Below are 19,989 nucleotides of genomic sequence, written 5' to 3'. Positions count from 1 at the left end.
GTTTTTTATTAGAGCAATCCATAAGGTGCACTATGTGGCCATTCCGACGGAAATATCACTACTGGCTGATCGCCTTTGTTACACCGTCCGGCGATATCAGGCATGTCATCACCCGGTATCGCAACAAGAGACTCACCTTAGCCAGAATTTTACAGGCTGCCATTGGTGAGGGACTGGATACAAATTGCGTAGTCCTTCCACCTTCATACTTAGGAAAAATGACCGAAGCACAAGCTAATACGGAACTTTGAAATGAGCACTTCAGCACAAAACCAATCAATCGAAAATGTATCTATCCCTGACGTCCTGAATGCCGGTATCCCGGCCATTATTCAGAACATCCGAGCCGCGCAACGCCGCGTTAGTTGTGATGACCTCACAGCACGTTTTTTTGATAATGCGGTTCAGTCAGCTGAGATGCTTCACGCACAGCTTATTGATGTTTATAACGCAGAAGCTGATAGCCATAACGACCTGGTAGATGCAGCTGAAAATATGCAGCTGGATCTCGGTCTGAAGGGGAAAGAAATTGAAGAGCTTCAGCTGCAAATTGAGCATTTGAAACGCCAGCAACAGGACGCCATCGACGATGCGACGCATGACGCCAACCAGCGTGCTGATAATGCCGAACGTATAAGCATTGAGTTGGAAACAAAACTCAATGAAATGACTGCGATGGTTGAGCTGCGGAACTCACAGATTTCAACGCTAAAATCTCAATATAAAGAGATCATGAAACTTGATCCTTTTAACCTTGAGAAACGCTATAACAAAGCCAAAAGCGAGCGCCAGGAACTGCGTAAGCAGGTCGCCGACCTTAACCAACAGCTCAAAAAGGCCATTAAAGATGCAAGTGAGGCGCGCGTGGCATTTGCTAATAAAAAAGCAGAGGTTACCGAGCTGGTTAATGAAAATGCCAAATTTGCGACACTCAAGAAGGAAATGTATGGCATTACTGAGCGCCGTTTCCCTGCAAGTAAACTCCATCCGACGTTAGGGCAAATATCCTTCTTCCCGCGCCTCCTGGCTTATGGGATCTCATCGCCTAAAGAGTTCAATAACGAGCGCCCTTATATCGTTTCTAAGCTGGACTTTGCTTATCAGTTCTGCTGTGACATGGGCTATGCCATTGATATCCGAATCAACGAATGGTTGATGCCAAACTTCCAGCCGCTGGCCATTTTCCGCGAGTTCCAGCCGGAAGGTTGGGTAGAGTTCTTCCATGAATTGATCTGTAAAGAGATGGAAAGCCGCCGCCCGGAACTGGTCCGCCGTGTCGAGTGGGCGCAAGAGGTTATGTTGGCAGATGCAGAGCTACCGTTCGAACCGGAATTCATTGATGAACTGGCAACTAAAGGGCTGCATACGTTGTTTGATGTGGTTACCCGCCGTCATGAACAGTTGGTTGTCGAATTGGGTTTAGAGGAAACAGCGGCAAGAAGACTTCTCGATGTTTGCTATGCACGTAGCGACGCATGGGAAAAAGAGAACGGCGGCACTATTTACGTTCGCTGATAGTTACAGTGTCACTTTTAATGCTGGTGGAGTGCGTCCCACCAGCATTTTTTTCGTCCAATGAGGAGGGCATTTGAGTATTTTCAATAAACACGCACACCAGGAACGTCCGTATATCGTCATAGTCGATATTGATGGAACAATATCGGAGGCAACGGAAGACAGACTGCATTTGCTTCCGCCACCAGGTAAAGGTGCATTAACAAAGGACTGGAACGAGTTTAATCTCGCCTGTGACACTGATACTCCCATAACTCCAGTTATTGATATTGTGCGCCAGTTATTTAACGTTTACACGGTCTGGTTTGTAACCGGGCGCTGTGAGATCGCAAGGGATAAAACACGAGCTTGGCTGCGGAAGTACGTAACAAACGGGGCTGAGCCTTTGCTATCTATGCGCCCTGCCACTGATGACAGAAATGACGGCCCAGCAAAGATTGATCTCCTTAAGAAAATTGGTCTAAGTAAAATTGCGTTCGCGCTGGAAGATAAGATTGAAGTGGCGCGTGTTTTCAGGAGACACGGCGTGCTTACGTTAATGGTCAGGGAGTATGAAAATGCGCTTCTTCATCAGCAGTAATTGCTCTAATAAATCTTGATTTTTAAAGCAGGGAAAGTGAAAATAAAAACATGCCGCAAGGCGCGGCATGTATCTAATCAATCACAGGAGCTGAAAATATGAACACGGCATTCAAAATCATTATGGCCGCGATCTATTTCTGGCTGTTCTCTATCACTTTTGGCGGCATCGTCGCGCATGGGTAAGGGGGATGCATGAAAGGCGAAGTGAAAGAGCGCGGCATGATTTTCAACGATGAGATGGTCCGGGCCATCCTCGAAGGAAGGAAAACGCAGACGCGGCGGATAATGAAAAATCAGCCTGCGGAAGTTGGTCCAGAAGCACCAGTGATGGTTAGAAAAATTGGTGCAGGTTTTCAGTGGTACGGGGCTGATGGTGTAAGCAGTGTTTTCAATTGCCCCTTTGGTATCGTCGGCGATCGAATTTGGGTTCGTGAAACATGGGCGATATTAGGCAATGAGGATGGTTGCAGTGTGGACTGGAACGACAACCTTTGTCGTGGCGATGAGAAGAGCGCAGCAAGGATTTATCGGGCCAGTTGTGAGCAAAAGCCTGGTGATTACGGCTTATGGTCGATACCCGATGATGCCGACTGGAAACCTCACACTGTGAATGAAAAGTTTGATGGTGGGTGGCGTCCATCAATTCACATGCCGCGATGGGCATCACGCATTCTGTTGGAAATTACCAACGTGCGCGTTGAGCGGTTGAACGATATCAGCGAATGCGATGCAGGGGCTGAGGGCGTTCCGCCTGCTGGAAGTTTGCTTCCTGATTACCCGGGAACATTCCTTACTCCCAATGGGGACTTCGCAATGGCAAAGGTTGCGTTCCAGCGTCTGTGGGAGTCCATCTACGGCGAAGAAAGCTGGAGTGCTAATCCCTGGGTTTGGGTAATCGAGTTTGAGCGTATTCAGTAGGGCGAGCGTATGCAATCAGTTATTTGTGAGGAAGTCGGCCTGAATAAAGCATCCCCAGCAGAGTTAAGAGCAAGTCTCGAAATGGCGCATAGCCTTGCTCAAATTGGTGTCAGGTTTGTACCAATTCCAGTTGAAACAGATGAAGAATTTCACAGGTTAGCGGTATCGGCAGCACAAAAGCTGGAAATCATGGCAGCGAAAGTAGAGAAAGCTGAAGGAGCGACAAAATGAGCAAGCCAACCGACGAAGAAATAGTTCGGGTGTTGGAAGAACACGGGCGCTGTATGACTTACGTCGTGACCAACTGGCTTAGGGATAAATATCGCACACTCAAAACGGCATACGTTTTGCGTCGTCTAAAGAAACTGGAGTTCGACGGGAAAGTAAAGCGCGTTAACAGTTCTTATATAAGACAAATTTGCTGGGAGGCGACCAGTGAATAACCGCTTTTACATGATGTGCTTGCGTGAAACTGTGGGTAATAACGCTTCATTCCATTGCCATAACGGCAATGGTTACAGCTCTGATATCGATCGCGCTCATGTTTACACGCTGGAAGAAGCCCAAAAAGCCTGGAATTGTGGGCGAGATATCGATCAGCCTGTTTGTGCCGATAGTGTGGATGCAATGGCTGTGTGGCACGTTGATTGCCAGTACATCCCTACAGAAAACCTGATTGAGGCAGATTGCACTGCGTATGTGGCCTACAAAAAAGGTAGCTGGAACGGCAACGATGTTTACTGGCTTCAACACGGTGGATTGCCAACAGATGACTTCAGTAAAGCAACCATCTTTAGCGTCGCCAACAAAAACGAACCTGGAATAGTTTGGTTGCCATTTTCCATTGCTGATGCAGCAAAGCGCCGGACGTTCAATATCAATAACTTTAACCGCAGAACAATGGTTCAGGGCGCAGGTTTGGTCATGCCTGACTGGTTGAAAAAGCAAAACAGAAGAAAGAAGTCGCGAAGCGGGAAGGTGCGTTGGAATTGTCCGCATTGCGGAAAAATAACTTGGCAGTACAGCCCATATGATTTTGAAGGCTGTAGTGATTACAACTGTGAAGGATGGCGAGAATGACAATTGACTATCAGGTACTGCGTGAGGCGGCAGAAAAGGCAACACCAGACGAATGGGTCGCATTTATTTCGACGGATACTGGTACTTATGCGGTGCACACGCCCGGTGATGAACGATGTGAAGACGTTATCAAATGGACCGGCTTTGATGGACAGAAAAATGCAGAGAACAACGCTCGTCATGTTGCCGCGTTCAACCCAAAGGTTGCACTGGAGCTGCTTGGTGAAATTAAGTGCTTGGAGGACACAAATATTGATGCCACGTGCCGAATTTCAGAGCTTGAGACTAATCTCGCTGCGCTGGTGGCAGAGAACGCTGGGCTGAAACACGCAATGGCCGTAACTCTTGAGCATGTGTCGGTCACGGATGCAGGGCAGGCCGGAGTTGCTGCAATGATTATCAACGATGCCCTGCACCACAGCGAAACTCCAGCTACCGATGCTTTTCTGGCTGAAATTCGTGCGCAGGGCGTGGAGATGTTTGCGGAGTGTGCATACACACTTGAACATCATGATCACGCAGTAGCCTTCGCCGCTGAGCTTCGCAAAGGAGGCAACCAGTGAGCGAAATTAATTACCAGGCACTGCGTGAGGCGGCGGAACGTGCAATTCTAGCAATGGAACGCCTGTTAATGTTGCCAGCTGATGATGATTTGTTAAGTGAACAGGAACTTAAAGATTACGGTGTGGATATTGATGTGCTCAACGCCTTCAAATTTCTGGCCGGACCAGAAACCGTGCTGGCACTACTGGATGAAAGGGAAAGAAACCAGCAATACATCAAACGCCGTGACCAGGAGAACGAGGATATTGCGCTAACGGTAGGGAAGCTGCGCGTTGAGCTGGAAGCCGCAGAGAAGCGCATTGCAGAACTGGAAGCACGGGAAAGGAACCAGCAATACATCAAATCCCGCGACCAGGAGAACGAGGATATTGCGCTAACGGTAGGGAAGCTGCGCGTTGAGCTGGAAGCCGCAGAGAAGCGCATTGCAGAACTGGAAGCACGGGAAAGGAACCAGCAATACATCAAATCCCGCGACCAGGAGAACGAGGATATTGCGCTAACGGTAGGGAAGCTGCGCGTTGAGCTGGAAGCCGCAGAGAAGCGCATTGCAGAACTGGAAGCACGGGAAAGGAACCAGCAATACATCAAATCCCGCGACCAGGAGAACGAGGATATTGCGCTAACGGTAGGGAAGCTGCGCGTTGAGCTGGAAGCCGCAGAGAAGCGCATTGCAGAACTGGAAGCACGGGAAAGGAACCAGCAATACATCAAATCCCGCGACCAGGAGAACGAGGATATTGCGCTAACGGTAGGGAAGCTGCGCGTTGAGCTGGAAGCCGCAGAGAAGCGCATTGCAGAACTGGAAGCACGGGAAAGGAACCAGCAATACATCAAATCCCGCGACCAGGAGAACGAGGATATTGCGCTAACGGTAGGGAAGCTGCGCGTTGAGCTGGAAGCCGCAGAGAAGCGCATTGCAGAACTGGAAGCACGGGAAAGGAACCAGCAATACATCAAATCCCGCGACCAGGAGAACGAGGATATTGCGCTAACGGTAGGGAAGCTGCGCGTTGAGCTGGAAGCCGCAGAGAAGCGCATTGCAGAACTGGAAGCACGGGAAAGGAACCAGCAATACATCAAATCCCGCGACCAGGAGAACGAGGATATTGCGCTAACGGTAGGGAAGCTGCGCGTTGAGCTGGAAGCCGCAGAGAAGCGCATTGCAGAACTGGAAGCACGGGAAAGGAACCAGCAATACATCAAATCCCGCGACCAGGAGAACGAGGATATTGCGCTAACGGTAGGGAAGCTGCGCGTTGAGCTGGAAGCCGCAGAGAAGCGCATTGCAGAACTGGAAGCACGGGAAAGGAACCAGCAATACATCAAATCCCGCGACCAGGAGAACGAGGATATTGCGCTAACGGTAGGGAAGCTGCTAATCGAAAACGGCCGGCTTGTTGCCGATACGCTACGCCACTTAGCTGATAACGAAATCGACTCTGATTATTTTGCTATCACCTCAACGAATGAGAACGGTACTGAAATTGATCATGAGATGGCTATTACCGATTACGCACTGCAAGCTGCCGGAACTGTAGACGAATTGGTTGCGGCGCTGGAATCCGCAGAGAAGCGCATTGCAGAACTGGAAAGCAACGAAGTCCGTGAAGTCGGAAATCAGTTTCTTGTTGTTCGCCATCCTGGGAAAACTCCTGTCATCAAGCACTGCACTGGTGACCTGGAAGAGTTTCTGCGGAAGTTAATCGAACAAGACCCGTTAGTAACTATCGACATCATTACGCATCGCTATTACGGGATTGGCGGTCAATGGGTTCAGGATGCAGTTGAGTATCTGCATATGATGTCTGACGCTGGCATTCGCATCAAAGGAGAGTGACATGACCACTTTTACCGACAAAGAACTGATTAAAGAAATCAAAGAGCGCATAGGCAGCTTGGACGTTCGAGACAATATTGAGCGCCGTGCTTATGAAATTGCACTGGCATCGCTGGAAGCAGATCCAGTTGCTTATATTTTCAAACATCCTGCCGGGAAATTATTCTGGGCTTTAACGGATGAAAGCAATAAAGAGCAAGCGGACGTTATTCCTGTTTATGCCGCCCCTCCAGTGCCAGTAGTACCTGAAGAAAAACCAATGCCCAACCCTCTTAAAATGTACGCGGTCGATGCTGTTGCCGCTATTGCAGAGGTGAGAGGCTGGAATGCCTGCCGTGCTGCCATGCTAAACAAGGAGAAGAACAATGGATAATCGATATGAAATAGCAGAACAAAATGGCATGAGCCTAGAGTTCGCTGACTGGTTCTTTGATAACAAAAAAGATGGCTGTGGAAACGCTTGGTTCGTGATGATGGCTGCCATGTGGGAAGGCTGGAAAGGCCGGGCAGAACCGCCAGTTCCGGAAATACAGGCTGATGTCGCGCAAGCAATTGAAAAACTCAAACGGAAATTAGTGGAATGCAATCGCTATAACTACTGCGCAGATGCAGTAAAGGGCGTAGAGGATGCCTGCCACGCTGCCATGCTTCAGGGTAGCCAACCTGTAAGCCAAACTTACAAGTTGCCAGTTAATACACCTTGCCAAGATGCGCCAGCCCATATCTGGCTGCAAACAGCTGGAGTATGGCCAGAAGATGGCGAGTTAAGCGAATTAACGTGGTGCAGCCACAATCAGCACCATGATGACACGCTATATGTTCGAGCTGACCTTGTGAATGGCAACTATCCGGTAACTCCGGATGGTTGGATAAGCTGTAGTGAGCGAATGCCAGAGGATGGTCAGCACGTAATTATTTTATGTGATGGCGCATTCGTTCTTTATGCGCAATATCGAGACGGAGAGTTTTTCGATATTGTCCGCAATGGTGATGAATTTTTCGAAACACAGAGTCGCAATGTAACCGACTGGATGTCGCTACCAGAACCGCCGCAGGAGGTCGATCAATGAGCTGGCCTGAGGCATTCACCACGGTCGGAATTGCAATGGCGGTAGCACTGGTTGTGTATTCAATTTGTCGCAGGGGGTAACGATGGGAAAATTAACTTTTGTAGTCGAATTTGAGGATGGCAAAGAGCCACCTGTTAGCGCCAATCTTGATGTTGCTGGTGGCAGGCTGGTTTCGGTTCTATTTGGTGATTACCGCGACGACTTCCTTCAGCCTGAAGAGGTTGATGTAGTGCGAGAAGCATTAAACGAGCTAAGTGTTGATAACGATGATGCTCATGCGGAAATCATCAAAAAAATGGAACTGCTAACTCACTAAATTATCAATTATGGTGCTATCACCTACTGCACCGAGAGAAATTTTATAATGTCAAAAGTAAATATTTTGATTTTTTCAGCAATTGTTGGCTTTGGTTTTACTGCCGGAGTGCAGATTTATATTGCGTGGGAAAAAATCATCAACTACGCATGGAGTTGTTTTATTAAGTGAGGTAAGTATGTGGAGAGGTAATAGTCATGGCAAAAGCCAGATGATACTTACCGAATATACGTTCGACCACAAAACCAATGAATCACATTCAGTATATTTGCTTCGGCACAATAGTCGCGCAAGGAATACCGTGCTGGAGCAAAATCTGACCGTTGAAATGGATAATTTCGGGAACTTCAAGCCAACAATATCGCTTGATGATTTCCCGCGCGGGTTAAGCGAAAGAGAAGCAATGCTGAAATTAGCAGAATGGCTACAGAGATTAAGTATTGTTATTGAAGATAACTGGTCTGAACCTTAAATTCATATGATGACATTCAAACATTTTCTTGACCGCCCATTATGGGCGGCAGCCGCAGGCTATGATTTTAATTATATGGATTGCATGTCTTATACCGCCACTGCATACGACCATTCGTTCAGTCTGCTGTTTAACTCTTTAAAGATATTGCCTGAAACAGAAGTAGGAGAGCTTCATTTATGGCTATTGGGCTTTATCGCGGCTGTCGTTGGCATTGCTGTATGGCCTTTTATTTTCTGGTTGGTGGCTATTGTAGTGTGGTTTAAGTGTAAGACATACCGGAAAAAGTATTTCTTAGGCGATGGAATGACTGACATTGCCAAAATGAACATTAAAAATTGGACTAAGGAATGCGAAAAGAAATGGAAGAGGATGTCACGCAATGAAAAATAATAAGTCCTTTGATATTACCCCATTATTACATGCGGCTTGTGCCGTTTTAGCTCAGGTGCTTATGGGCACATTAACTGGCAACTGGATTTATGGAGCGATAGCAGGGATCACGTTCTTTATTGCGCGTGAACACACCCAGGCTGAATACCGATGGATAAACAAGTTCGGGAACGGTAAGCGCAGCAATATGCCCTGGTGGGGCGGTTTCGATCCACGCGTATGGGATATGGCGAGCTTGCAGGATTTTACCGTCCCTACTGTCGCCTGCCTTTGGGTTTTGGTTTTTGTGTATCTATGATGGTGAGCGATATGAGGATAACTAAAACTCGTTTATTGGACATTATCGCACGAATAGAAATGTATGGTCACGGTGCTGGATATACGGCAGATGAGGTGTTGGAGCTTGCCAAAATAGCGTTAGCAACCTGCAAGGATGGTGAAACAATAAAGCTGATTGACTTATTGGTGCAGGAGCTGCCAAAGCGTGGAGGGTGGCCTGATGATGTGCTCGATTGTCGCATGGTTAGAGAGGACGAGTATGAACCATCATATGGCCTCTTTGCTTTTGGCTCTGACCCGGCAAAAAGCCTGCGAGGACGCCATTTTTGCCTTGAGGTCAGACTCCCGATAAGTAACCTTGATCGTGAGGAATACACGGAAATAATTTCGCGCAAACAATACGAAGAGGCTCTAGAAGCATCCAACAAGTTAAATTTTGAGCAGTGGCTGGGGCAGCAACACGAAAAAATCGACCAGGACTGCGGTTGTGTGTCTACGGAAACATTCATGCACTGGCTGCGGGTAGCCTATGAATCTGGCAACCGTCTGGATACCCATCCACAAGCGCCGAAGCCAAGAGTGAGTACAACTCTGGAAAGGGGCCATCTTGAAACCGCATTAAAGATTAAGGCGGGGCATACGCTTGGGGTAATAGATGCTATGTTAATTCATGAAATGGCTAAGGCTTTGCTACCAGAAATCCCCGCAAATACGCCAACGCACGTGCTGGCGCAAATGAAAAAACACAATCTGCCCAGGGAAGTATTCTGGTGCTTTGACCATGAACAGTGGAGATTCGCATGTCATAAGTGCAAGTATTAAAGATGACCTGTCAGAAAAAATCACATAGCTGGTGGGTAAAATTCTGAATAAAGCTGATATCTGATCACCATGCTAAAATCCCCTCAATTCACAGAGGGGATTTTTGTATATGTTGCATAGAGTTTTATGGAAAAGCGTTATTGTCGGCGCGATCTTGGCTATGTCTGGGTGTGCAATGGTGCAATACAACGACGGTGAAAAGGTAAGCATCCAGTCAGATGGCTGGTATGGGCTGGATAGTCTGCAAAAAACCGCAGATAAAGCCTGTCAGCAATATGGAAAGTCTAAAGCCGTATATCAGCATAGCGCGAACGCTAATCCACATCTCGCGCCCGGCACGGGCGTTCAGAACACCATTTGGAAATGCGAACCATAATGCTGGTGGCATCTTTGTTTCAAAGAGGAACACCTGCTCTCAATGCAGGGGATGAGATTTAACGAAATCGATCACCTTATCTTGAACTTCGGAAAGAAGGTATTTTTCACGAGCCAGGACGTCAGGGTATTGACGTTCTGGCCTTACCAGATGCCGGAGCTTCCCATTAAGCAGAATGGCCTCAGAAAACACTTTTACGCTGTGCTTTACCCCCTCTGCTTCACTTTTAAGCGTCAAAATAAAGCGCAATTGCTTAATTGCATTGGCATGATTCAGGTTCAATACACGAATTTGCAGTTCGTCTATGCTATTTCGCAATGGGATTGATGCCACCACACTGGTGCAGTCTCTGATTGTCTGAATTGAACGGCTAACATTGAGAACGTTATTGTGCATGTGCCTGATCCACTAACTCCGGGAGGTTCTTATGTCAGATCGAAATATAGCAGATAAAAGCCAGGAAGAGCGAGACAAGGTGAACGTAGACCTTGCCGCCAGCGGCGTTGCTTACAAAGAACGGCTGAATATACCTGTGATTGCAGAGCAGGTGGCCCGTGAGCAACCGGAAAACCTGCGCGCCTATTTCATGGAACGGCTACGGCACTACCGGCAGTTAAGCCTCCAGTTGCCAAAAGGGAGCGATCCGGTGTATCAGAACGAGGATGCACCAAAAAAATAACGGCAAGATGGGGGAGAAATGTGATTAGCCCCCAGCGTGGCGCGCCTACAAACCCCGCTTTCACAAACTATGCCTTTTCAATGTATACTGTATGAATAAACAGTATCATTAAGGTAAAACGCTATGGGCTTCCCTTCTCCTGCGGCGGATTATGCAGAGAGCCGCATTTCTCTTGATCAGCAACTAATCAGACATCCTTCCGCGACCTACTTCATGCGGGCGGCAGACAGCCATCACCGTGAGGGAATATTGCAAGGTGCTTTGCTGGTGGTTGATTCCTCACTTACTCCGGTTGATGGTTCACTGCTTATATGCGCTATGGAGGGTGAATATCGCATAAAGAGATACAGGAAGTATCCGCGCCAGCACCTGGAGGATTTAAGCACCGGGAAGAAAGAGGCGTTACCAGTAGATGACGATGGATGCACGGGCAGTAATGCTGTTTTTGGTGTGATCACTCATGTCATCAATGATGCCCGAAGTGGGGAGTTTGATGATTGTCCGGTTATTTAAGCTGCAAAGGGCTGGTGCTTTATGCCTGTGAGGTTTATAATTGTGTACACATAACGAGTACACGAGGTGTTTATGCAATCCATTAACTTCCGTACCGCGCGCGGCAACCTTTCTGAAGTGCTCAACAATGTTGAAGCCGGGGAAGAGGTTGAAATCACCCGCAGAGGCCGTGAGCCAGCAGTAATTGTCAGCAAGGCTACTTTCGAAGCCTACAAAAAAGCGGCGCTGGATGCTGAATTTGCATCCCTGTTTGACACCCTGGACTCCACCAACAAGGAACTGGTTAACCGATAATGAGGCATATATCACCGGAAGAACTTATTGCGCTTCATGATGCGAATATAAACCGCTACGGCGGCCTGCCGGGAATGTCAGATCCGGGTAGGGCAGAGGCCATTATCGGGAGAGTTCAGGCCAGAGTTGCCTACGAAGAGATCACCGACCTTTTCGAAGTCTCCGCCACCTACCTGGTGGCTACTGCGAGAGGGCATATATTCAATGATGCCAATAAGCGTACCGCGCTAAACAGTGCGCTGCTATTTCTACGCCGTAACGGGGTGCAGGTATTTGATTCACCTGAACTGGCAGACCTTACTGTAGGCGCTGCGACTGGCGAGATATCTGTATCTTCTGTCGCCGACACGTTACGTAGATTGTATGGTTCTGCGGAGTAGATTAATGGCACGCAAATACAACAAATTGTCCCGTGAAGCGTTAAAGATGCTTCTTGATGGCGTGAGTCGCCGCAAGGTAAAGCAATACCTGGTTGGTAAGCAAATTGGAGTCAGGACCGCTATTGCTGTGTTATGCCGTCAGGAAATGGTTGTGCTTAAACAGAGAATGCCGGGCAGCAGATAAAGCCCAATCAGTGATGAAAGGTGTGATGTGAAAGCCGTAATTACTCCCTTTGTTCAGAAAGAGCTTGGCCTCGCCACGTTCAAAGTGGATCAGGAGGTCAGAAAGCTGGTGGAGGCTGGCCGTAAATTTATTATGGAGCCGGTGCCGCGCGAGTTAATCGAGCACATGGAAGATGGCCTCGTTGTTACCGAGCAATCCATGGCAACAAACGAAGCATTGCAGCCGTTTTTTAACAGCGATGAACTGTTTCGTCGTCTTGGTGGAATTGACGCGCTGGTGGCGTGGTTGCGTAGGAAAGAGGGGCAATGCCAGGCCGCAGATCGTAGTTGGTGTGACAACCATATTGTCCACGCTGAACGAGACAATAGCGCGGTGTTGTTGTGCTGGCATCACGATAACCATTACCGGATGCGTGGTTTTAATGAGCTGACAGAAACGCTGCATAATAATCGCGTTAACTGGATACTGGATGTAGCCCGTCAGGAAATGGGCCTTTCAGATGGGCATGATTTAAGTATTCAGGAGCTGTGCTGGTGGGCTTTCATGCGCAACATGATGCACCTGATGCCGGAAGAAGTCTGCCGCATATCAATAAATAAGATGAAGGCTGCACCGCAGGATAGCGGACCTCTGAAAGAGGCGGATATTCGCCCGTATGACGATCGAGCTACAGCATATGTTCAGATGATGGAAGAACGCGCCGCGCCGATGCGTGCAAAAGTATGTCCTGTGGATGTTGACCCCGATCCAGGTATGGCGCATTTCAAAATACCAAAACTGCAATCGCTAAAATTGCCCGAATACATGGACTTTGTTGCTTCTCGTCCATGTTGTGCTTGTGGAGCTGCGGGGGATGGTGCTCACATTACGCCCTATATCGTTCGTCATAGTCGATTATGCGCGCATGACATTTACGCGATTCCGCTATGTCAGTCATGCCAGCGTGATATTGAGCGTGACCGCGATGATTGGGAGAGTAAGCACGGCAGGCTGGCGATGCATCAACGATTGTTCTTTGATTACGCGCTCGGAGTAGGCGCTATCACAAGTCACTCGTCAATCGTTAGATAAAATTGCTCTAATGTATTGCTATTTATTTAATCGAGAGTATTATATCCATCGTTGATTAGTTGACATGGGCTAATCAGTAGGTGACAGGATGTTACTTAGCTGGCAGGGACGCCAATTCATGGAAATAAACCACTCACGAATAACATCGTATGAGATCGCGGATTACATGATCCGCACTAAGTCTTTTCTATCAGCGAAAGAACTCGCAGCAATCCTTGAAAAGGAATACCCGCATCTTGATGTCGATAAGCGCGATGTCTATCTGCGCTTAAAGGCTATTGCAGTGTCTAAATATTCGTCTGTTCTGATTGATGACAGTACGCGCCCGCGTAGATTTCAGATCCACTCTCTGAACCCTGAATTCTTTCGCCGTAGCCGTGCCCCGCGCCGGTTTGATGAAAAACTCCAGAATGAACTCTATATGACGCAGGACGAAAAGGAACGCCGAGAACACCAGCCTTGGGTAATGGCACGTCAACTTTTCAATAAGGTTGCCCGTCAGCACCGTCAGTTCGGTAATGCCGCTTCAGCACGTATCTGATTGATTGTTTACCCGTTCCGGGTCTTTTGACATGTGACTTTCGTTACCCTCGCGTCAAAAAGAGTTTTATACGAAAGGAAGCATAAGTGACCTGGGACGATCACAAGAAGAATTTTGCTCGCCTGGCGCGAGATGGTGGTTACACCATCGCACAGTATGCCGCCGAGTTTAATCTCAACCCAAACACCGCACGTCGTTATCTCCGTGCCTTCAAAGAAGACACCAGAACAGCGGACAGCCGCAAGCCAAATAAACCGGTCAGGAAGCCACTGAAAAGCATGATCATTGATCACGCTAATGATCAACGTGCTGGTGATCATATTGTGGCTGAAATTGTGGAAAAACAGAGGGTTAATGCTGTTGTCAGTGCCGCTGTCGAGAATGCGAAACGCCAAAATAAGCGCATAAAGGATCGTTCGGATGATCATGATGTGATCACCCGCGCCCACCGGACTTTACGTGATCGCCTGGAGCGCGACACCCTTGATGATGATGGGGAACGCTTTGAATTCGAAGCAGGCGATTACCTGATAGATAACGTTGAAGCGCGGAAGGCAGCGCGCGCAATGTTGCGTCGTTCCGGGGCTGACGTTCTGGAAACCACTCTTCTGGAAAAGTCACTCTCTCATCTCCTTATGCTGGAAAACGCCAGGGATACGTGTATTCGCCTGGTGCAGGAAATGCGCGATCAGCAAAAAGACGATGATGAAGGGACTCCGCCTGAATACCGTATCGCGAGCATGCTAAACAGCTGTTCCGCGCAGATAAGCAGCCTGATCAACACCATTTACAGCATCCGGAATAACTATCGAAAGGAAAGCCGGGAGGCGGAAAAGCACGCTTTGTCTATGGGGCAGGCAGGCATTGTTAAGCTGGCATACGAACGAAAGCGCGAAAACAACTGGTCAGTGCTGGAAGCAGCCGAATTCATCGAGGCGCATGGTGGGAAAGTACCACCCCTGATGCTGGAGCAAATCAAAGCCGATCTGCGCGCTCCTAAAGCTAATGCAGATGACGAGGAAAGCCAAACAGCATCAGGCGCACCATCGCTTGAAGATCTGGATAAAATCGCGCGAGAACGGGCCGCTAACCGTCGCGCTGATGCTGCATTGTGGATTGAACAACGTAGGGAAGAAATCGCCGATATCGTTGATACAGGCGGTTATGGCGATGTTGATACTGAAGGCGTATCAAACGATCCATGGCTGGAACAAGACCTTGACGAAGACGAGGAGGAAGACGAAGAGGTTACCCGCAAGCTATACGGGGATAATGATTAATGGCCAGAAGTTGCGTTACGGATCCACGCTGGCGGGAGCTGGTGGCTCTATATCGTTATGACTGGATTGCGGCCGCCGATGTTTTGTTCGGGAAGACGCCAACCTGGCAGCAGGATGAGATAATTGAGTCCACGCAACAGGATGGAAGCTGGACAAGTGTGACCTCTGGTCATGGTACTGGTAAGTCGGATATGACGAGTATCATTGCAATTCTCTTTATCATATTTTTCCCTGGTGCTCGCGTCATTCTGGTCGCAAACAAAAGACAGCAAGTGCTTGATGGTATTTTTAAATACATAAAGAGCAATTGGGCTACTGCGGTTAGCCGATTCCCCTGGTTGTCAAAGTATTTCATTCTTACAGAAACGTCTTTTTTTGAGATAACCGGCAAGGGTGTTTGGACAATACTGATAAAGTCCTGTCGCCCGGGAAATGAGGAGGCGTTGGCTGGTGAACACGCCGATCATCTCCTGTATATCATCGACGAAGCTTCGGGTGTTAGCGATAAAGCATTCAGTGTGATAACAGGGGCGCTGACTGGTAAGGATAACCGTATTCTTCTTCTTTCTCAGCCTACGCGACCTTCTGGATATTTCTACGATTCACACCACAGACTGGCGATTCGCCCAGGAAATCCTGATGGATTGTTTACTGCGATAACACTGAATAGTGAAGAGTCTCCGCTTGTAGACGCAAAATTTATACGAGCAAAACTTGCGGAGTATGGCGGGCGTGATAACCCTATGTACCTGATCAAGGTACGCGGCCTATTCCCTAAATCACAGGATGGCTTCCTTCTTGGTCGTGATGAGGTTGAGCGTGCGACGCGGCGCAAGGTCAAGATCGCCAAAGGATGGGGATGGGTTGCATGTGTTGACGTTGCTGGTGGCACAGGTCGGGATAAGTCCGTTATCAATATCATGATGGTTTCCGGACAGCGAAATAAACGCCGTGTAATTAACTATCGTATGCTGGAATACACAGACGTTACAGAAACGCAGCTTGCCGCAAAGATTTTCGCAGAATGTAACCCGGAACGATTCCCTAATATCACTATAGCTATTGACGGCGATGGCCTGGGGAAAGCAACGGCGGATCTGATGTACGAGCATTATGGAATTACCGTACAGCGTATACGCTGGGGTAAAAAGATGCATAGCCGTGAAGATAAAAGCCTGTACTACGATAAGCGTGCGTATGCGAACGTTCAAGCCGCAGAGGCCGTAAAATCTGGTCGTATGAGACTGGATAAGGGGAATGCAACCATTGAGGAGGCGTCGAAAATACCTGTAGGTATTAACTCCGCAGGTCAATGGAGGGTGATGACTAAGGAAGACATGAAGAAAAAGTTCAACCTGCACTCACCAGACCATTGGGATACGTATTGTTTCGCTATGCTGGCGGATTATGTTCCCCAGGATGAGGTGCTTAGCGTCGAAGACGAAGCACAGGTTGATGAAGCTCTGGCATGGCTTAATGAATAGCTCTTTAACCATGCCGGGCGGAAACTATTGCGCGCTTTCGGGGTTGTCGTTAACCGGCTGCCCCTTCTTAGTTTTACGGCTACGCGTAACTGATGCGGCTTATTTAACCTTCTTCTCTTCGCGAGTGATGGCAATTTGTTTTTTTACGTTTTCAATATCTGCCAGGCGATATATTTTCGCCTGTGGCCAACGATCGCAGATGATTGGCTCTATAGAGTCGTAAATACTAAATTTTGCTTTCTCAAACTCGCCATTGATGATAATCCCATCGCGGAGAGTTTCGTCACAAATAAATACGCCACATAATGGGACGTGATAACTAACTGATTTACCGCCATTATAGTTAGGACTGCTGGAAATGTAGTGGACGCGGAGCATGGTCTCACTAAAGCCGTGTACGCGCATACGGAATTTCTCATCTTCCGGATACTGCATCATCAGCTCTTTCGTTGTTTCCAGGTTCTCTATGTACTTTGCGCTGTGTTCGCTAATACCTGCGCTTTTTTGGATTCGAATATCTCTGTCGATCAGATGGATAATGCGACCGGCAGTCATATTTACGCTATTAACAGCCTCCGTCCGATAAGTTGTCACCTTCCGCACACCGCGAAGTATGTTAGGAACAGGATATAAAATTGTTTTTGGGATATTCAGGTCTGGGTACTGTTCCAGCTCCTTCGCCATTAATGTCCATTTATCAATTTCAGCTTGAATGCTGTCCGTTTCTTTAAACGGCAGAACGACAACAGGGCGTACAGGACGTCCGTCGCTGGCGGCATCAACATGTTGGGCGCGTGCAACAGCTTTTTTTAGAAAGAGATCCCTGAAGCTGACGAACTCCTGGTACAGTTGTTCGCCGTAGACATAATTTATCATTGATCCTCCTCCAGAATTGACATGGCCAACAACTCACAGCGGATAACACTGAGAGTTGTTGACCACCATTATAGAAGGATCCAGCAAAAATAATAGATTTATTAGTGCATTTATTGTGAGTCTGGCTGGTTAGTGGCCATGAGATATTCGATTGTGTCAGTGAGATCATCAAGGTCGTCTTGGGTGATGCGGTACTCCTGATTGGATATCTTTGAGTAGTGTTCAGCAATGGCGCGAGCAGCGTCGGTTTCGGCGGGGTCTACAGATAAAGCGTTAGAGCAATGTCTAACGTCGTCGATGGTTGGTGGAATGAAAGCCATAATTATGCCTCACTGTATTGACAACACAGAGCCTGAAGCTCTGACCTACTGTTTCACCCATAATCCATGCTGGGGTTATCTAACAACATTGCGCTGTGTGTAAGATGAGCAATGCATAGCCGTAATGCCGTTTGTATAAGGTTTCCCTGTTTGCTCATTTCCCTCTGAGCCGCTCTATAACACCTGAAGGTGGCCTTGGTGTCATATTACGAAACGGCGGCAAAACTATAATTTATTAGAGCAATTGTCAAACAACTATGAAAAACAATCCAGATTTTTGCTGGAAGAAAGTGGTTTATTGTATTGCTCTAATAATTCTTGATTTTTGTGCGCAGCTGGACGTAAACTCCTCTTCTGACCTGATAACTTCGTATAGCATACATTATACGAAGTTATCTTAAGGGTTATTGAACATGATCAATTTACCTGTAAATCCATACAGTTCAATACCTTATCAGGTCAAATAGTGATCACTTGATCATTTGATCAAGGTTGCGCTACGTAAAATCTGCGAAATGTTGGCAGTGTTAGTGCTCCAGATTTTGCGTAGCGCACTTAGCACCACCAATCAATCAGAGGTGAAAAATGGGATATTCAGCTGCTAAAGTGTCCACTCATATTGAGCTTGAGAAAAACCGTGGTTACTGGCGGGCAAAAGGGTTTGATCGTGATAGTTGTCAACTGTCATTATCGCGCGGTGAAGAGAAAATAGAACGCACGCGCGGTCGCTGGCGTTTCTATGACGAGAACCATAAACAGGTAAAGGCAGAGCCGATCCTGTACACTTTACTTAAAACCATCATCTGAGTGTTAAATGTCCAATTTACTGACCGTACACCAAAATTTGCCTGCATTACCGGTCGATGCAACGAGTGATGAGGTTCGCAAGAACCTGATGGACATGTTCAGGGATCGCCAGGCGTTTTCTGAGCATACCTGGAAAATGCTTCTGTCCGTTTGCCGGTCGTGGGCGGCATGGTGCAAGTTGAATAACCGGAAATGGTTTCCCGCAGAACCTGAAGATGTTCGCGATTACCTTCTATATCTTCAGGCGCGCGGTCTGGCAGTGAAAACTATCCAGCAACATTTGGGCCAGCTAAATATGCTTCATCGTCGGTCCGGGCTGCCACGACCAAGTGACAGCAATGCTGTTTCACTGGTCATGCGACGGATCCGAAAAGAAAACGTTGATGCCGGTGAGCGTGCAAAACAGGCGCTGGCGTTCGAACGCACTGATTTCGACCAGGTTCGTTCACTCATGGAAAATAGCGATCGCTGCCAGGATATACGTAATCTGGCATTTCTGGGGATTGCTTATAACACCCTGTTACGTATAGCTGAAATTTCCAGGATCAGGGTTAAAGATATCTCACGTACTGACGGTGGGAGAATGTTAATCCATATTGGCAGAACGAAAACGCTGGTTAGCACCGCAGGTGTAGAGAAGGCACTTAGCCTGGGGGTAACTAAACTGGTTGAGCGATGGATTTCTGTCTCTGGTGTAGCTGATGATCCGAATAACTACCTGTTTTGCCGCGTCAGAAAAAATGGTGTTGCCGCGCCATCATCCACCAGCCAGCTATCAACTCGCGCCCTGGAAGGGATTTTTGAAGCAACTCACCGATTGATTTACGGGGCAAAAGATGACTCTGGTCAGCGATACCTGGCCTGGTCTGGACATAGTGCCCGTGTCGGTGCCGCGCGAGATATGGCCCGCGCCGGAGTTTCAATACCGGAGATCATGCAAGCTGGTGGCTGGACCAACGTAAATATTGTCATGAACTACATTCGTAACCTGGATAGTGAAACGGGGGCAATGGTGCGCCTGCTGGAAGATGGCGATTAGCCGTTCATTTGCGCTTGATTGCTCTAATCATTTGATATTTATGGTGACACATGCGGAAGGATTTCAAAATAGACGGAAAATATGTGGTGCTGTCTGTAAGCTCTCAAATTCAGTCACCATCTGTCATTGTCACCGTAAAGTTGAGCGATAGGATGCCTGATATCGACTCGATATCTGTTGCGTTCCCCGTTAAAAGTATGCGGAGTGCTGAACATTTTGTGATGAATGCAACGGAGGAGGAAGCGCGGCGCGGGCTTACTAGAGTGATGGCGGAATTTGGCGAACTCCTGGGTAAGG

29 protein-coding genes and 8 pseudogenes are annotated in these 19,989 nt (G+C 47.9%); 34 read left to right on the top strand and 3 right to left on the bottom strand.

The annotated features are described in order from the left end of the window. Positions 1 to 252: 252 nt before the first annotated feature. The 22 genes and pseudogenes from RGV86_RS21885 (at position 253) to RGV86_RS21795 (ending at position 10,224) form a co-directional block, all read left to right on the top strand. Positions 253 to 1,515, top strand: coding sequence for a hypothetical protein (locus RGV86_RS21885; RefSeq protein WP_309508506.1), 1,263 nt, complete (start codon positions 253 to 255; stop codon positions 1,513 to 1,515). Positions 1,516 to 1,588: 73 nt separating this feature from the next. Further along, positions 1,589 to 2,095 (top strand): phosphatase domain-containing protein, encoded by a 507-nt coding sequence (locus RGV86_RS21880; protein WP_001379122.1) that lies wholly within the window; start codon positions 1,589 to 1,591, stop codon positions 2,093 to 2,095. A gap of 194 nt (positions 2,096 to 2,289) precedes the next feature. Further along, entirely contained in the window at positions 2,290 to 3,015 is a 726-nt protein-coding gene (locus tag RGV86_RS21875; protein ID WP_023156867.1) for an ASCH domain-containing protein, read from the top strand. Positions 3,016 to 3,054: 39 nt separating this feature from the next. Then, the gene (locus RGV86_RS21870) at positions 3,055 to 3,246 is read left to right on the top strand and encodes a DUF1382 family protein (RefSeq protein ID WP_024257927.1); all 192 of its coding nucleotides are present in this window, start codon (positions 3,055 to 3,057) and stop codon (positions 3,244 to 3,246) included. Further along, positions 3,243 to 3,458, top strand: coding sequence for a hypothetical protein (locus RGV86_RS21865; RefSeq protein ID WP_023156869.1), 216 nt, complete (start codon positions 3,243 to 3,245; stop codon positions 3,456 to 3,458). The genes RGV86_RS21870 and RGV86_RS21865 overlap by 4 nt, the downstream gene beginning before the upstream one ends. Further along, positions 3,451 to 4,095: a hypothetical protein gene (locus RGV86_RS21860; protein WP_309508507.1), complete on the top strand. Its 645-nt coding sequence runs from the start codon at positions 3,451 to 3,453 to the stop codon at positions 4,093 to 4,095. The genes RGV86_RS21865 and RGV86_RS21860 overlap by 8 nt, the downstream gene beginning before the upstream one ends. Then, entirely contained in the window at positions 4,092 to 4,658 is a 567-nt protein-coding gene (locus RGV86_RS21855) for an ead/Ea22-like family protein (RefSeq protein WP_309508508.1), read from the top strand. Before RGV86_RS21860 ends, RGV86_RS21855 begins: the two co-directional genes overlap by 4 nt. Next, positions 4,655 to 5,059: pseudogene (locus RGV86_RS22405) on the top strand (ead/Ea22-like family protein); the annotation flags it as partial. The gene RGV86_RS21855 and the pseudogene RGV86_RS22405, both read left to right, overlap by 4 nt. A gap of 21 nt (positions 5,060 to 5,080) precedes the next feature. Continuing rightward, positions 5,081 to 5,306, top strand: a pseudogene (locus RGV86_RS22525) (ead/Ea22-like family protein); the annotation flags it as partial. A gap of 20 nt (positions 5,307 to 5,326) precedes the next feature. Next, positions 5,327 to 5,458, top strand: a pseudogene (locus RGV86_RS22520) (ead/Ea22-like family protein); the annotation flags it as partial. Then, positions 5,450 to 5,518: pseudogene (locus tag RGV86_RS22515) on the top strand (ead/Ea22-like family protein); the annotation flags it as partial. The pseudogenes RGV86_RS22520 and RGV86_RS22515, both read left to right, overlap by 9 nt. Positions 5,519 to 5,572: 54 nt before the next feature. After that, a pseudogene (locus RGV86_RS22510) lies at positions 5,573 to 5,704 on the top strand (ead/Ea22-like family protein); the annotation flags it as partial. Then, positions 5,696 to 5,761 (top strand): annotated as a pseudogene (locus tag RGV86_RS22375) (ead/Ea22-like family protein); the annotation flags it as partial. The pseudogenes RGV86_RS22510 and RGV86_RS22375, both read left to right, overlap by 9 nt. A gap of 3 nt (positions 5,762 to 5,764) precedes the next feature. Further along, positions 5,765 to 6,043: pseudogene (locus RGV86_RS22475) on the top strand (ead/Ea22-like family protein); the annotation flags it as partial. Between the two features lie 454 nt (positions 6,044 to 6,497). Next, positions 6,498 to 6,869, top strand: a complete 372-nt coding sequence (locus tag RGV86_RS21830) for a hypothetical protein (RefSeq protein ID WP_309508509.1) — start codon at positions 6,498 to 6,500, stop codon at positions 6,867 to 6,869. Positions 6,870 to 6,966: 97 nt separating this feature from the next. Continuing rightward, entirely contained in the window at positions 6,967 to 7,566 is a 600-nt protein-coding gene (locus RGV86_RS21825; protein WP_309508532.1) for a DUF551 domain-containing protein, read from the top strand. Positions 7,567 to 7,648: 82 nt separating this feature from the next. Next, positions 7,649 to 7,882, top strand: a complete 234-nt coding sequence (locus RGV86_RS21820; RefSeq protein ID WP_309508510.1) for a hypothetical protein — start codon at positions 7,649 to 7,651, stop codon at positions 7,880 to 7,882. Between the two features lie 178 nt (positions 7,883 to 8,060). Next, positions 8,061 to 8,354, top strand: coding sequence for a hypothetical protein (locus RGV86_RS21815; RefSeq protein WP_309508533.1), 294 nt, complete (start codon positions 8,061 to 8,063; stop codon positions 8,352 to 8,354). 6 nt (positions 8,355 to 8,360) lie between these two features. Next, complete coding sequence (locus tag RGV86_RS21810) at positions 8,361 to 8,747, top strand: hypothetical protein (protein WP_104075979.1); 387 nt, start codon at positions 8,361 to 8,363, stop codon at positions 8,745 to 8,747. Continuing rightward, positions 8,737 to 9,045: a hypothetical protein gene (locus tag RGV86_RS21805; protein ID WP_222687600.1), complete on the top strand. Its 309-nt coding sequence runs from the start codon at positions 8,737 to 8,739 to the stop codon at positions 9,043 to 9,045. The genes RGV86_RS21810 and RGV86_RS21805 overlap by 11 nt, the downstream gene beginning before the upstream one ends. An 11-nt stretch (positions 9,046 to 9,056) precedes the next feature. After that, on the top strand, positions 9,057 to 9,848 hold the full coding sequence (locus tag RGV86_RS21800; protein ID WP_222687644.1) for a P-loop NTPase family protein: 792 nt from the start codon (positions 9,057 to 9,059) through the stop codon (positions 9,846 to 9,848). A gap of 160 nt (positions 9,849 to 10,008) precedes the next feature. Continuing rightward, positions 10,009 to 10,224: a hypothetical protein gene (locus RGV86_RS21795; RefSeq protein ID WP_024259737.1), complete on the top strand. Its 216-nt coding sequence runs from the start codon at positions 10,009 to 10,011 to the stop codon at positions 10,222 to 10,224. A 39-nt stretch (positions 10,225 to 10,263) separates the two neighbouring features. Here the strand turns inward: RGV86_RS21795 and RGV86_RS21790 are convergent, their stop codons facing one another. Then, complete coding sequence (locus RGV86_RS21790) at positions 10,264 to 10,620, bottom strand: hypothetical protein (RefSeq protein ID WP_134261048.1); 357 nt, start codon at positions 10,618 to 10,620, stop codon at positions 10,264 to 10,266. Between the two features lie 31 nt (positions 10,621 to 10,651). Between RGV86_RS21790 and RGV86_RS21785 the strand changes: the two genes are divergently transcribed. The 9 genes from RGV86_RS21785 to RGV86_RS21745 all read left to right on the top strand — a co-directional run bounded on the left by RGV86_RS21785 (position 10,652) and on the right by RGV86_RS21745 (position 16,650). Next, entirely contained in the window at positions 10,652 to 10,903 is a 252-nt protein-coding gene (locus RGV86_RS21785; RefSeq protein ID WP_309508511.1) for a DNA polymerase III subunit theta, read from the top strand. 123 nt (positions 10,904 to 11,026) lie between these two features. Then, a complete protein-coding gene (locus RGV86_RS21780) occupies positions 11,027 to 11,416 on the top strand; it encodes a HumD family translesion DNA polymerase (RefSeq protein WP_136766607.1) in 390 nt (129 codons plus the stop codon). A gap of 72 nt (positions 11,417 to 11,488) precedes the next feature. Next, entirely contained in the window at positions 11,489 to 11,710 is a 222-nt protein-coding gene (locus RGV86_RS21775; RefSeq protein ID WP_001190712.1) for a type II toxin-antitoxin system Phd/YefM family antitoxin, read from the top strand. After that, the gene (locus RGV86_RS21770; RefSeq protein WP_001216034.1) at positions 11,710 to 12,090 is read left to right on the top strand and encodes a type II toxin-antitoxin system death-on-curing family toxin; all 381 of its coding nucleotides are present in this window, start codon (positions 11,710 to 11,712) and stop codon (positions 12,088 to 12,090) included. Before RGV86_RS21775 ends, RGV86_RS21770 begins: the two co-directional genes overlap by 1 nt. 4 nt (positions 12,091 to 12,094) lie before the next feature. After that, positions 12,095 to 12,274 carry a hypothetical protein gene (locus RGV86_RS21765; protein ID WP_000113019.1) on the top strand — a complete coding sequence of 60 codons (180 nt, stop codon included), beginning with the start codon at positions 12,095 to 12,097 and terminating at the stop codon, positions 12,272 to 12,274. Between the two features lie 27 nt (positions 12,275 to 12,301). After that, positions 12,302 to 13,345 (top strand): DUF968 domain-containing protein, encoded by a 1,044-nt coding sequence (locus RGV86_RS21760; RefSeq protein WP_222686584.1) that lies wholly within the window; start codon positions 12,302 to 12,304, stop codon positions 13,343 to 13,345. Between the two features lie 118 nt (positions 13,346 to 13,463). Then, on the top strand, positions 13,464 to 13,886 hold the full coding sequence (locus tag RGV86_RS21755; RefSeq protein WP_286182240.1) for a Late promoter-activating protein: 423 nt from the start codon (positions 13,464 to 13,466) through the stop codon (positions 13,884 to 13,886). Between the two features lie 86 nt (positions 13,887 to 13,972). Continuing rightward, complete coding sequence (locus RGV86_RS21750) at positions 13,973 to 15,166, top strand: terminase (protein ID WP_222687593.1); 1,194 nt, start codon at positions 13,973 to 13,975, stop codon at positions 15,164 to 15,166. Then, positions 15,166 to 16,650 (top strand): terminase, encoded by a 1,485-nt coding sequence (locus RGV86_RS21745; protein WP_181199420.1) that lies wholly within the window; start codon positions 15,166 to 15,168, stop codon positions 16,648 to 16,650. The genes RGV86_RS21750 and RGV86_RS21745 overlap by 1 nt, the downstream gene beginning before the upstream one ends. A gap of 24 nt (positions 16,651 to 16,674) precedes the next feature. Here RGV86_RS21745 and RGV86_RS21740 read toward each other — a convergent pair. Together RGV86_RS21740 and RGV86_RS21735 are read right to left on the bottom strand one after the other, a co-directional pair. After that, positions 16,675 to 17,526: pseudogene (locus tag RGV86_RS21740) on the bottom strand (phage repressor protein C1). A 110-nt stretch (positions 17,527 to 17,636) separates the two neighbouring features. Then, on the bottom strand, positions 17,637 to 17,846 hold the full coding sequence (locus RGV86_RS21735; RefSeq protein WP_000874154.1) for a hypothetical protein: 210 nt from the start codon (positions 17,844 to 17,846) through the stop codon (positions 17,637 to 17,639). Between the two features lie 585 nt (positions 17,847 to 18,431). Between RGV86_RS21735 and RGV86_RS21730 the strand changes: the two genes are divergently transcribed. The 3 genes from RGV86_RS21730 to RGV86_RS21720 all read left to right on the top strand — a co-directional run. After that, a complete protein-coding gene (locus tag RGV86_RS21730; RefSeq protein WP_000542332.1) occupies positions 18,432 to 18,653 on the top strand; it encodes a hypothetical protein in 222 nt (73 codons plus the stop codon). Between the two features lie 7 nt (positions 18,654 to 18,660). Then, positions 18,661 to 19,692: a site-specific integrase gene (locus tag RGV86_RS21725; RefSeq protein WP_000067535.1), complete on the top strand. Its 1,032-nt coding sequence runs from the start codon at positions 18,661 to 18,663 to the stop codon at positions 19,690 to 19,692. A gap of 50 nt (positions 19,693 to 19,742) precedes the next feature. Continuing rightward, positions 19,743 to 19,989 (top strand): lysogeny establishment protein (locus RGV86_RS21720; protein WP_309513786.1); only part of this gene is annotated, 247 nt, incomplete at its 3' end.

The organism is Escherichia ruysiae (assembly GCF_031323975.1).
Classification (GTDB): domain Bacteria; phylum Pseudomonadota; class Gammaproteobacteria; order Enterobacterales; family Enterobacteriaceae; genus Escherichia; species Escherichia ruysiae.
Note: the sequence above shows the minus strand (reverse complement) of the source record. Positions and strands in the feature narration are given on the sequence as shown.